Here is a 12,361-nt window from a genome sequence, read left to right as displayed (position 1 = left end):
AACGTTCATTCTCAGCGCCAGGGGCAGGTGACATGGATTCCACGGAGGCGACCGGGCGGCTGCTGGAGGCCGCCGAAGACCTCTTCTACGCCCACGGCGTGCAGGCGGTCGGGATGGACGCCGTCCGCGAACGCTCCGGCGTCTCGCTCAAGCGGCTCTACCAGTGCTTCCCGGCGAAGAACGACCTGGTCGAGGCGTACCTGCTCCGCCGCGACGAACGCTGGCGCGGCTCGTTGCGCGAATTCGTCCACGCCCGCGGCGACGACCCCCTGGCCGTCTTCGCGTGGCTGAAGAACTGGTTCGCCGAGCCGGGCTTCCGCGGCTGCGCGTTCATCAACTCCTTCGGCGAGTTCGGCGAGCCCGCGCCGGGCATCGCCGCCGCCATCCGCAAGCACAAGGACGAGGTCCGGGCCTACCTGCGCAGCCTCCTGCCCGGGCGGGACACGGCCGACCAGCTCTTCGCCCTCGTCGAAGGCGCGACCGTACTCGCCGCGATCACCGGCGACCCGGGCGAAGCGGACACGGCTCGCGAAGCCGCGAAGGTGCTGCTGGCCGCTCAGGGGTAGAGCGTCAGCCCCGGGTCGAGGCCGACCTCCGCCAGCTGGGCCAGGCTCAACGGCGGTGCCGGCATGTCCGGCGCGTCACCCAGCTTCGCGTCCCGGGCCGTGTTCTGGGCCTCGACGATGATGCCGGTGCCATCGGGCTTGGTGACGTTCACCCGGTTGACCGTCGGGCCGCCCGGCATGGTCAACACCTCCTCGACGATCGTTTCGCCGTGGGGGCCGGTCCGGCGGTCGCACGTCCCCTGCGTGTCCTGGGGCGCCGGGACGCATTCGGCCGCGGGGCCGGCGTTGCCGCCGAGCCGGGTGACGATGGCCCAGACGTTGCCCCGGTGCGCCTTTTCCGTCGTCGAGGCCGCGGCCATGAAGTAGTCCTCGCCGCCGCTGCACTCGCCGCCTTCGTGCGACACGAACGCGGAGAAGACGTGGAAGAAGGCCAGCGGCCCGTGCTGGGTGCCCTTGGGGTACTGGCCCATCGTGTGGACGCCCAGCGTCGTCCCCGCGGCGACGCGCTGCCGGACGGCGTCGGTGAGCACCGTCGTCAACCGGCCCGCCACCACCGACGCCTTCTCCCGCAGCGGCGGAGTGGTCGGCCGCGGGGCGTCCTTGCAGGCATCGGCCGGCGAAGGCGGCGGGGCCGCGGCGGGCGTCACCACGGCCGGTGCGGGATCGCCCGGGGTGAGGACGAGCACCGCGCCGGCGGCCACCGCCGCGACGCACGCGCCCGCCGCGGTCCACGGGTTCGCCACGCGGCGCACGCGCGCCCGGCGGTGTTCGCGGTGCAGCACCGCCTCGATGTCCACTGTGGACGGCGGGACGACACCGATCGCCGCGTCGAACTGGTCCTTGCTCATGGTCCCTCCGTCAGTTCCGGCTCGCGGCGACGAGCGCGCGCAGCGACTCGAGCCCGCGCGCGGTCTGGCTCTTCACGGTCCCGGCCGAGCACTCGAGGATCTCGGCCGTCTCTTCGATCGAAAGGTCGCAGTAGTAGCGCAGCACCACCGCGGCCCGGCGCCGCGGCGGCAGCGCGTCGAGCAGTTCCAGCAGGCCGATCCGTTCCACGACGTCGTCGGACGGCAGCACCGGCGGCTCCGGCAGCGTCTCCGCCGGCTCTTCGCGCCGCCACGCCCGCGCCTTCTCGTCCAGCCAAGTCCGCACCAGGATCCGGCGCACGTAGGCGTCGAGGTGCTCGACCTGCCGGGCCCGCGGCCAGTGCCGGTACAGCTTGCCGATGGTGATCGACACCAGGTCGTCGGCGAGGTGCCAGTCCCGGCACAGGAGGTACGCCGTGCGGCGCATGACGTCCATCCGGGTCGTGACGTAGTCGCGGTACCCCGCTTCTTCCGGCCGTTTCACCAGGTTCCTCCTCCGTGCCCCCACACCTGTCGAACGGGGTGGGCGGCGCCCCGGGTTGCCCGGAGATCGGAATCCGCGGCAACCCGCCGCCGCGCGGACCCGTTCCACGGACCGGGGGACCGACTGGGAGGAACCATTCCATGAGAAAACCGATCACCGCGGCCGTCGCGGTGACCCTGGCCGCGGGCGTGCTGACCGCACCCACCGCCGCGGCGGCCCCGGCACCCGGCCGGACACCGGACGCGCCGAGCCGGATCACGCTGGTCACCGGCGACCAGGTGCTGGTCGGTGGCGGCGACGTGCGGGTGCTGCCCGCCCGCCGCGACCGCCCGGTGCCCTTCCGGCAGTACACCCGGCACGGCGACAGCTACGTCGTGCCCGGCGACGCCGCCGGGCTGGTCCGCGCCGGGCGGCTCGACGAGCAGCTGTTCAACGTCACCGGCCTGCTGCGCCAGGGTTACGACGACGCCCGCACGCCGCACGTGCCGCTGCTGGTCCGGCAGGCGGGCCCGGCGGTCGCGGCCCGGACCGGCGTGGCCACCCGGCCGGGCGCGCTGGGCTACAGCGCCCTCGACGAGCCCAAGTCCGACGCGGCGGCGTTCTGGAACCGGCTCGCCACGGCACCCGCCACGCTCGCCGCGGGCGGGGCGAAGGTGTGGCTGAACGCGAAGGTGCACGCGAGCCTCGACGAGAGCGTGCCGCAGATCGGCGCGCCCGCGGCGTGGCAGGCGGGCCTGACCGGCCGGGGCGTGGCCGTCGCGGTGCTCGACACCGGCATCGCCACCGCCCACCCGGACTTCGCCGGCCGCGTGGGCCCGAGCCGGGACTTCACCGGCAAGGGCAGCGTCGAGGACGCCCAGGGGCACGGCACGCACGTGGCCTCGACGATCGCCGGCTCCGGCGCGGCGTCCGGCGGCAGGTACCGGGGCGTGGCGCCGGACGCGACCCTGGCCGTCGGCAAGGTTCTCGACGACTCCGGCCAGGGCACGTTCGACGCCGTGCTGGCCGGCCTGCAGTGGGCCGTCACCGAGGCGCACGCCCGCGTCGTCAACCTGAGCCTCGGTGGCGGGCCGTCGGACGGGACCGATCCGGTGTCCGAGGCCGTGAACAGCCTGTCCCGCCAGTACGGCACGCTGTTCGTCGTCGCCGCGGGCAACTCCGGCCAGGACGAATCCGTCGAGAGCCCGGCCGCGGCCGACGCCGCGCTCGCCGTGGCCAGCGTGTCCAAAAAGGACGTTCTGAGCCCGTTCTCCAGCCGTGGTCCGCGGCCCGGCGACGGCGCGGCCAAGCCGGACGTCGCGGCGCCGGGCGAGTCGATCACCGCGGCGCGGCCGGCCGGGATCCCGCCCCTCGGCGAGCCCGTCGGCGACGGCTACCAGACACTCAGCGGCACGTCGATGGCGACGCCGCACGTCGCGGGTTCGGCCGCGATCCTCGCCCAGCAGCACCCTGACTGGCCCGCCGAGCGGCTCAAGGCCGCGCTGACCAGCAGCGCCACCCCCGTCGACGCGGGGCCGGCCGCGGTCGGCACCGGCCGCGTCGACGTCGCCCGCGCGACGACCACGGCGGTCACCGCGACCGGCGCCGTTTCGGCGTACCTCCCCTGGCCCAACCGCGGGACGGCCAAGAAGGCGACGGTCACCTGGTACAACTCGGGCGCCGCGCCGGTGACACTGTCGCTCGCGAGCGACCTCGGCGACCTGGTCACCTTTCCGCCGAACGTGACGGTGCCCGCGGGTGGCAGCACCGCCGTGGAACTCACCTTCACCGCCCAGGACGGCACGCCGGGCACCCACGCCGGCATCCTCACCGCGCACGGCGACGGCGTGCGCACCCGGACCGCGTTGTCGGTCCGGCAGGAGGGCGAGATGTACGACCTCACCGTCGGCCTGGCCGACCGCGACGGCCATCCGTGGGCGCCGACCGGGTACGCGCCGGTGGCGATCTTCGACCTCGACACCGGCGCGGTCACCGACGCCGAGCCGGGCACCTACCGGCTGCCGCGCGGCCGGTACGTCGTCAACGGCGTCATCGAGACGCCGCGGCCGGGCCGGGAACCGTCGTACAGCTTCATCAGCCAGCCGGAGCTGCTGCTCGACCACGACGTCACGCAGACCCTCGACGCGCGCGACGGCAAGCCGGTATCGCTCGAGCCGGACAACCCCGCGGCGCGCGGCGGCACGCACGGCATCGAGCGGCTGAGCCGGATCACCGCCTGCTCCTGCGTGTTCGCGGACGGCACGGACCTCGACCCGCGCTTCCACGATGCCTTCGCCGCGACGGTGCCGGGAACGTCGTCGGCCGCCTTCGCCTTCAGCCAGCAGCGCCGGGCCACCGAACCGGACCTGGAGCTGACCGCGGACGACGGGACGCCGTTCGCGGTCCGGGGCACCTGGCTGACCCCGCCCGCACCGGCCGGCCGCAGCACGCTGCCGGTGGTGTCCGGCGGGGCCGGGACCCCGGCGGACCTGGCCGGGATCGACGCCCGCGGCAAGCTCGTCGTCATCCGGCTGCCGCTGGGGACGTCGTTCACGGAGACGTACCAGCGGCTCGCGAACGTCGAGCACGCCGGGGCGAAGCTCGGCCTGGTCTCCCTGGCCGGCGACGCGGCCGCGACCACGGTGCTCGGCGGCGGGGCCCCGGCGCTCACCATGCCGACGATCTGGAGCGGCGTGTCGGTGACGGCCGGCGGCTGGCGGAGCTGGCGAAGACCGGCGGCACGGCGACGGTGGTCAGCCGTCCGTCGCCGGACTTCCGCTACGAACTCGGCGACGGCGTCGAGCGGGCGGTCACGGCCGCCCGCGTGCAGCGGCCGAAAACCCGCGACCTCGCCGAGGTCCGGACCGCCTACCACGACGGCGTTCCCGCGGACGTCCGCTACGTCGCCGGGCGCGAGTTCTTCGGCCGGCTGGTCGGCTACGGCTACACCGAAGCCGCCCCTGACCAGCACGAACGCACCGAGTACTACTCACCGGGCCGGTGGGACACCGTGTGGACCGCCGGCTTGCTCGGCGACCTGAGCGAGCAGCTCGACGTCGCCGCGGGCCGCCGGTACCGGCTCGCCTGGAACAAGGCCGTGGCCGGCCCGTCGTTGCGCGGGCTGACCGTCACCCGCTCCGGTGAGGAGCCGCGGCCGTGGGCGTGGCGCAAGGACGGCGTCTTCGACATGTGGCTGCCGTTGTTCGGCGACGCCGCCGGGCGGCCGCGCACCGCCCAGCCGGGCGCCGGGGACACCGGTTCGATGAGCCTCTCGAAGGACGGGGTCGCGATCCCCGTGGCACCGGACGGGCCGGGCCTGGCCACGGTTCCGGTGCCGGCCGCCGACGGCGCGTACCGGCTCGCCGCGGACGTCCACCGGCACACCGCGTGGTGGCCACTGTGGACGGACGTGGCGGCGGAGTGGGGCTTCCGCTCGTCGGCCGCCGCGGACGGCCGGGCGCTGCCGCTGCTCACCGTCCGGTTCGACCCGGCGGTCGACCTCCGCAACCGCGCGCCGGGCGGCTGCGTCGTCACCTTCCCGGCCTACGTCGAACGACAGGGCGGCGGGACCGGCAGCACGCTCGCCGTCGAGACGTCCACCGACGACGGACGCAGCTGGCAGCCCGCGCCCACCGTGCGGACCGGCGACCACTGGACCGTCGTGGTGCGCAACCCGGCGAGCGGGTTCGTCTCCCTGCGGGCGAAGGCGTCGGACGACGACGGGAACACCGTGCAGCAGACGGTGACCCGGGCCTACGCGACCTCCTGACGCGGAAACGAACCGGTCCGGTGACGGGGAGCCGCCGTCACCGGACCGGTCCGGACCCACACCATCCCATCGGTGTGGAATCCGGCCTCCCCTCGTCAGGTAGGGGAGACCGGGGCCCTGCTACCGGGCGTCCGTGAGGTACCGCGCGTAGGCACCCGTGGTGAGGAAGCTCGGCAGCTTCTCCCCCAGCGCGGTCTCGGTGAAGATCTCGTAGGCGTCGCCGAGCCGGTTGTCCGGCCCCAGGTCCGCGCGCACCGACGCCAGCTCGTCGTCCAGGAACTCGACCGCCAGCTCGCGGGTCAGCGCCGTGCCGTCCTCGAGCTTGGTGCCGTTGCGGATCCACTGCCAGATCTGGCACCGCGCGATTTCGGCGGTGGCCGCGTCCTCCATCAGGTTGTGGATCGCCGCCGCGCCGGTGCCGCGCAGCCACGCGTCGACGTACCGCAGCGCCACGTTGATGTTCGCGCGCACGCCCGCCTCGGTGACCTCGCCGCCGGCGCTGGCCACGTCCAGCAGGTCCTCGGCGGTGACGTCGACGTCCTCGCGCAGCTTGCCGAGCTGGTTCGGCCAGCCGCCGAGCACGCCGTCGAAGACCTCGCGGCAGACCGGGACCAGGCCGGGGTGCGCGACCCAGGAGCCGTCGAAACCGTCGCCGGCCTCGCGTTCCTTGTCCGCACGGACCTTCTCGATCGCGGTCGCGTTGATCTCGGGGTCGCGGCTCGGGATGAACGCGGCCATGCCGCCGATGGCGTGCGCGCCGCGCCGGTGGCAGGTGCGCACGAGCAGTTCGGTGTAGGCGCGCATGAACGGCACGGTCATGGTGACCTGCGCGCGGTCCGGCAGCACGAAGTCGGCGCCGTGCGCGGCGAAGTTCTTGATCAGGCTGAAGATGTAGTCCCAGCGGCCGGCGTTCAGGCCCGCCGCGTGCTCGCGCAGCTCGTAGAGGATCTCGTCCATCTCGAACGCGGCGGTGATCGTCTCGATCAGCACGGTGGCGCGGATCGTGCCGCGCGGGACACCGAGCTCGCGCTGGGCCATCAGGAAGACGTCGTTCCACAGCCGCGCTTCGAGGTGGTTCTCCAGCTTCGGCAGGTAGAAGTACGGGCCGACACCGCGGGCCAGCAGCTGGCGCGCGTTGTGGAAGAAGTAGAGGCCGAAGTCGACCAGGCTCGCCGACACCGGACGGCCGTCGATGCGGATGTGCTTCTCCACCAGGTGCCAGCCGCGCGGGCGCGCGACGATCGTCGCGGGGTCGTCGCCGATCGTGTAGCGCTTGCCGGCCTCGGTGGTGAAGTCGATGTTGCGGCGGATGGCGTCGAAGAGGTTGAGCTGGCCGTCGATGACGTTGTGCCACGTCGGCGACGTCGCGTCCTCGAAGTCCGCCAGCCAGACCTTGGCGCCGGAGTTCAGCGCGTTGACCGTCATCTTGCGGTCGGTCGGGCCGGTGATCTCGACGCGGCGGTCCTCCAGGCCCGGCGCGGTCGGGGCGACGTGCCACGACTCGTCGTCGCGGACCCGGTGGGTCCCGGGCAGGAAGCCCAGCGGCTTCTCCCCCGACTGCAGTTCCTCGCGCCGCACCCGGCGGGCGGCGAGCAGCTCGCGCCGGCGGCCGGCGAACGTGTTGTCCAGCTTGGCCAGGAAGTCGAGTGCCGCCGGGGTCAGGATTTCCGCGAACCGGCCCTCGACCGGCCCGGTGACCTCGATGCGGTAGTTCAGCCGATCAACCATGGGGTGCCTCCACGAGCTGTGCAGGGAAGAAGGGGGAAGGACGCGGCCCGGCGGCGGAGGGGGTTGCCGCCGCCGGGCCGCGGCCGGGATCAGTGGAACTGGGCTTCTTCGGTGGAGCCCTTGAGCGCGGTGGTCGAGCTCTCCGGGTTCAGCGCCGTCGCGACGTTGTCGAAGTAGCCGGTGCCGACCTCGCGCTGGTGCTTGGTCGCGGTGTAGCCACGGCTCTCCGAAGCGAACTCGCGCTCCTGCAGGTCGACGTAGGCGGTCATGCCCTCGCGGGCGTAGCCGTGCGCCAGGTCGAACATCGAGTAGTTCAGGGCGTGGAAGCCGGCCAGGGTGATGAACTGGAACTTGTAGCCCATGTGGCCGAGCTCGCGCTGGAACTTCGCGATCGTCGCGTCGTCCAGGTGCTTCTTCCAGTTGAACGACGGCGAGCAGTTGTAGGCCAGCATCTGGTCCGGGAACTTCGCCTTGATCGCCTCGGCGTACTTGCGGGCCACCTCGAGGTCCGGCTCGGACGTCTCCATCCAGAGCAGGTCGGCGTACTGGCTGTAGGCCAGGCCGCGCTCGATGCACGGCTCGATGCCGTTGCGGACCTCGTAGAAGCCCTCGGCGGTGCGGCCGCCGGTCAGGAACTGCTGGTCGCGCTCGTCGACGTCGCTGGTCAGCAGCGTCGCGGCCTGGGCGTCGGTGCGGGCGACGACCAGCGTCGGCACGTTCAGCACGTCGGCCGCGAGGCGGGCGGCGTTCAGGGTGCGCTCGTGCTGCTTGGTCGGGATCAGCACCTTGCCGCCGAGGTGGCCGCACTTCTTCTCGGACGCGAGCTGGTCTTCCCAGTGCACGCCCGCGGCACCGGCCGCGATCATGCCCTTCATCAGCTCGAACGCGTTGAGCGGGCCACCGAAGCCCGCCTCGGCGTCGGCGACGATCGGGGCGAACCAGTCGATGTCCGTGTTTCCCTCGGCCCAGGTGATCTGGTCGGCGCGGCCCAGCGCGTTGTTGATGCGGCGGACCACGGCCGGCACCGAGTTGGCCGGGTAGAGGCTCTGGTCCGGGTAGGTCTGGCCGGACAGGTTGGCGTCGGCCGCGACCTGCCAGCCGGACAGGTAGATCGCCTGCAGGCCCGCGCGGACCTGCTGGACGGCCTGGTTGCCGGTGAGCGCGCCCAGCGCGTGGATGTAGTCCTCGGTGTGCAGCAGGTCCCACAGCTTCTCCGCGCCGCGGCGGGCCAGGGTGTGCTCTTCGACGACGCTGCCGCGCAGCTTGACGACGTCCTCAGCCGAGTAGGAGCGCTGCACGCCCGCCCAGCGGGGGTCGTTCGCCCACTGCGCCGCCAGCTCCGCGGCCGCCTGCTTGGCCTGTTCCGTCATCGGTACTCCCGGTGTTGCGAAGTTTGCGATTGCTCGCCTTGCTTGCCACGACCCTGACACGCCAGCGAAAACGTGGTCCAGTTGGCCAATTTGCCAATTTGTGCGAAGGGTACGTACGCTCTTTGCAAAGGTTGCGAATCGCCCGGTTCGCAACTGAACGAAAATCCGCGTTCTTGACCGTTCACGTAACCGTTCAGGGCCGGAAACCTTCCGGGAAAGAGGGCGTTGATGGAGAAGACTTTCGCCGGCGCGCGGTTGCGCCACCTCCGCGAAAGCCGGGCGATGAGCCAGGCCGACCTCGCCCGTGTGCTGGAGATCTCACCGAGTTACCTCAACCAGATCGAGCACAACTCGCGCCCGCTGACCGTGCCGGTGCTGCTGCGGATCACCCAGGCGTTCGGCGTCGACACCGAGTTCTTCGCCAACAACGACACCTCGCGCCTGGTCGCCGACGTCAAGGAAGCCCTGCTCGACGAGGCTTTGGGCATCGACGTGACCACGAGCGAGCTCAACGAGCTGGCCACCAACCTGCCGGCGATCGCGCAGGCGCTGGTCAAGCTGCACCGCAGCTACCGCAACGCCGTCGAGAACACCGCCGCGCTGACCGTGGAAAACGGCCTCGGCCTGCACGGCAGCGCCGCCGCGCCGCTGCCGCACGAGGAGGTCCGCGACTTCTTCTACGAGCGCGAGAACTACGTCGCCGAGCTCGACGAACGCGCCGAGAAGATGGCCGCGGACATCCCGCTGCAGCGCGGGCAGGTGCTCGGCGCGCTGAAGGAACGGCTGTGGCAGCGCTACGGCGTCGAGGTCACCAGCGAAGGCATCGACGAAGCCGCCGGCGAGCAGCACCGCTACGAGCCGGTGACGCGGGTGCTGCGGCTGGCGCCGAGCCTGCGGGTCGGGCAACAGGCGTTCCGGATGGCTTCGCAGATCGCGCTGCTCGAGTACGACGACCTGATCACCGAGCTGGCCGATTCGTGGGCGTTCTCCGGCCCGGCCGCCCGGTCGCTGGCCCGGGTCGGCCTGGCGAACTACTTCGCCGGGGCGCTGATCCTCCCCTACGGACCGTTCCTGGCCGCGGCCGAGCGGTTCCGCTACGACATCGAGCGGCTGTGCGACCACTACGGCGTCGGCTTCGAGACGGTCTGCCACCGGCTGTCGACGCTGCAACGGCCGAAGCAGCGCGGGGTGCCGTTCTCGTTCGTGCGGGTCGACCGGGCCGGGAACATGTCGAAGCGGCAGTCCGCGGCCGGCTTCCACTTCTCCCGCGTCGGCGGCGCGTGTCCGCTGTGGAACATCTACGAGGCGTTCACCCAGCCGGGCAAGATCCTCACCCAGATCGCGACCCTGCCCGACGGCAAGAGCTACTTCTGGATCGCGCGCACGATCTCGCGCAACATCGGCGGCTACGGCAGCCCGGGCAAGACGTTCACCGTCGGCCTCGGCTGCGAACTGCGCCACGCCGGGCGCCTGATCTATTCGACGGGCCTGGACCTGGACGAACCGGCCGCGGCGACGCCGATCGGGATGGGCTGCAAAGTCTGCGAACGCCCGGCCTGCTCGCAGCGCGCCTTCCCGACGATCGGCAAGCAGCTCACCGTCGACGAGAACACCAGCACCTTCGTCCCCTACCCGGCGGTGCCGAAGGGCTGATCCACGCCGGGTAACGAGGCGGCGGGCCCCGGCGACGTCACGAGTCGGGAGGTGCCATGGCCGAGCGGGTGCGGACGGGCTGTGACAACTGCAAGCGGTGCACCAACTCGGCGGTCGCCGAGCTCGGGCGCCGGCAGGGGAAGCTGTGGGCCAACGTCGCGACCGCGGGCGGCGTCGCGGTCGTGCAGGCCTTCACGCCCAACTGCCGGGCGTGCGGGCACAAGCTGAGCCTCCACGACCGCGGTGGCGAGCGCCGCGGAAACGCCTACAGCACGCCGGTGAGCGTCGCGCCGCAGGCGTCGCAGGGCCCGCCGCCCGGGTGGTACGCCCGCGAAGACGCCCCCGGTGTCCTGCGGTGGTGGGACGGCACCCGCTGGACCGAGCACACGCAGGCCCCGCCGCGCTGATCACCCGATCACGTGCGTGGTCCACTTCGTCTCGTCGGTCCCGATGAGCGTGATCCGGCCGAGCAGCTCCTTCGCCGTGACGCCCATGACCTTCGGCTGGTCGAACGCAACGCAGACCTTCAGCCCCTTCCGCGTCTCGCACTCCGGTACGCCGAGGCCGTCGGTGGGGCCGCCCGGCGGTGACACGTTGATCGTGGCCAGGCCGCCGTTGACCGAATACTGCAACACCAGCCGCCACGGCACGCCGTCCTGGTCGGGGCGGCGCGTCAGGTAGCCGTCGCTCAGGTGGAACGTGCCCGGCAGGCTCGTGATGCGCAGCGGCAGGGGCACCGCCCGGTTCCCGAGCGTCACGCCTTCGGCCACGCGGGTCAGCACCTGCTGCAGGTCCGGGACCGCGAGGTAGTAGGCGTTGAGCCGGGCCCACCGGCCGTCCGCGGCCCGCCACTGCAGGTACGCGCTGCCGTGGTTCAGCGGGTCGCCCGGGTCCGTCGTGAGCCAGTAGCCGTCGTGGCCGCCGATCCGGACCGGGACGCGCGAGGGCTGTCCGCCCAGGTCGCGCGGGACGGGCGGGTCCTGGTCGTAAACCGACAACCAGATCATCGGGGCCAGCTCGCCGCGGCCGATGGCCAGCGCGGTGTCGCCGTGCGCGCCGACGGCGTACTCGACGCCCTTGATCTGCTCCGGCAACCAGCCGAAGCTCGCCTTCGCCACGATCGGGTTGTCGGTGGGCGCCGGCGCGACGGCCGTGGGTGGCCCGGCCACCGGGGCGGGCGCGAGGGGCGGGGCCGGCCGGACCACCGACACCGCCGTCAAGCCGCCGGCCGTGACGACCGCGGCGCAGCCGAGGACCAGCGCCGTGGTCCGCGCGCGACGACGGCGTCCCCCGATCCGGCGCGCACGATCGACGTCGATCCGCGGCGGCGGGGCGGGCGTCTCGGCCAGCTCCTTCAGCTTGGTGGCCAGCTCGTGGTCGGTCATGCTCGTCCCTCCCGGATGGGTTCGCGCAGCAGCTCGCGAAGGGCTTCCACGGCCTTCGCGGTCTGGCTCTTGACGGTGCCTTCGGAGCAGCCCAGGGCCCGCGCGGTGTCCGCGACCGGGAGGTCGCAGAAGTAGCGAAGGACGACGGTCGCGCGCTGCCGGGCCGGCAGCCGTTCCAGCGCGGCCCGCAGGTCCAGGGCCAGTTCGACGTCGGCGCCGGGCGCGGGCGGGTCCTGGTCGGCCCGGCGCAGCTCCACCCGGCGCCACCACGACGTCCGCTGTTCGGCCAGGAACGTGTTGACCAGCGTGCGCCGCACGTAGCCGTCGACGTTGTCGGCCTTGGCGGCCCGCGGCCAGTTCGCGTACAGCCGGGTGATCGCCGACTGGACCAGGTCGTCGGCCCGGTGCCAATCGCCGCAGAGCAGGTACGCGACCTTGCGCAGCCATGCCGCCCGCGCCGTCACGTACTCCGTGAATCCGGCGTCCATCGGCGCCCCCCATCCTGTTCGACACCCCTCTGATGCGCCCGGAGGCCCGGGAGGTTGCCCGGGACGCGCGAGT

General features: G+C 72.7%; 10 protein-coding genes. 4 read left to right on the top strand and 6 right to left on the bottom strand.

Annotated elements, in window-relative coordinates:
- Positions 1–32: 32 nt before the first annotated feature.
- Positions 33–566, top strand: a complete 534-nt coding sequence (locus tag ABZW17_RS00540; protein WP_354808182.1) for a helix-turn-helix domain-containing protein — start codon at positions 33–35, stop codon at positions 564–566.
- Here the strand turns inward: ABZW17_RS00540 and ABZW17_RS00535 are convergent.
- Both ABZW17_RS00535 and ABZW17_RS00530 read right to left on the bottom strand, forming a co-directional pair.
- Positions 557–1,414, bottom strand: coding sequence for a hypothetical protein (locus tag ABZW17_RS00535; RefSeq protein WP_354808181.1), 858 nt, complete (start codon positions 1,412–1,414; stop codon positions 557–559). The genes ABZW17_RS00540 and ABZW17_RS00535 overlap by 10 nt on opposite strands.
- 10 nt (positions 1,415–1,424) lie before the next feature.
- Positions 1,425–1,916: a SigE family RNA polymerase sigma factor gene (locus tag ABZW17_RS00530; protein ID WP_354808180.1), complete on the bottom strand. Its 492-nt coding sequence runs from the start codon at positions 1,914–1,916 to the stop codon at positions 1,425–1,427.
- Positions 1,917–2,056: 140 nt separating this feature from the next.
- Between ABZW17_RS00530 and ABZW17_RS00525 the strand changes: the two genes are divergently transcribed.
- Complete coding sequence (locus tag ABZW17_RS00525) at positions 2,057–4,936, top strand: S8 family serine peptidase (protein WP_354808179.1); 2,880 nt, start codon at positions 2,057–2,059, stop codon at positions 4,934–4,936.
- A gap of 848 nt (positions 4,937–5,784) precedes the next feature.
- On the opposite strand, the gene aceB is transcribed toward ABZW17_RS00525, so the two are convergent.
- Positions 5,785–7,392, bottom strand: a complete 1,608-nt coding sequence (gene aceB / locus ABZW17_RS00520) for a malate synthase A (RefSeq protein WP_354808178.1) — start codon at positions 7,390–7,392, stop codon at positions 5,785–5,787.
- Between the two features lie 89 nt (positions 7,393–7,481).
- Complete coding sequence (gene aceA, locus ABZW17_RS00515) at positions 7,482–8,762, bottom strand: isocitrate lyase (RefSeq protein ID WP_354808177.1); 1,281 nt, start codon at positions 8,760–8,762, stop codon at positions 7,482–7,484.
- A 228-nt stretch (positions 8,763–8,990) separates the two neighbouring features.
- Here aceA and ABZW17_RS00510 point away from each other — a divergent pair, with 228 nt between their 5' ends.
- Together ABZW17_RS00510 and ABZW17_RS00505 are read left to right on the top strand one after the other, a co-directional pair.
- A complete protein-coding gene (locus tag ABZW17_RS00510; RefSeq protein WP_354808176.1) occupies positions 8,991–10,415 on the top strand; it encodes a short-chain fatty acyl-CoA regulator family protein in 1,425 nt (474 codons plus the stop codon).
- A 56-nt stretch (positions 10,416–10,471) separates the two neighbouring features.
- Positions 10,472–10,822: a DUF2510 domain-containing protein gene (locus tag ABZW17_RS00505; protein ID WP_354808175.1), complete on the top strand. Its 351-nt coding sequence runs from the start codon at positions 10,472–10,474 to the stop codon at positions 10,820–10,822.
- Here the strand turns inward: ABZW17_RS00505 and ABZW17_RS00500 are convergent, their stop codons facing one another.
- Both ABZW17_RS00500 and ABZW17_RS00495 read right to left on the bottom strand, forming a co-directional pair.
- On the bottom strand, positions 10,823–11,800 hold the full coding sequence (locus tag ABZW17_RS00500) for a hypothetical protein (protein ID WP_354808174.1): 978 nt from the start codon (positions 11,798–11,800) through the stop codon (positions 10,823–10,825). It abuts the gene before it with no gap.
- Complete coding sequence (locus ABZW17_RS00495) at positions 11,797–12,288, bottom strand: SigE family RNA polymerase sigma factor (RefSeq protein WP_354808173.1); 492 nt, start codon at positions 12,286–12,288, stop codon at positions 11,797–11,799. The genes ABZW17_RS00500 and ABZW17_RS00495 overlap by 4 nt, the downstream gene beginning before the upstream one ends.
- Between the last annotated feature and the right edge of the window lie 73 nt (positions 12,289–12,361).

This window comes from Amycolatopsis sp. NPDC004625, from assembly GCF_040609695.1.
Lineage (GTDB): Bacteria > Actinomycetota > Actinomycetes > Mycobacteriales > Pseudonocardiaceae > Amycolatopsis.
Note: the sequence above shows the minus strand (reverse complement) of the source record. Positions and strands in the feature narration are given on the sequence as shown.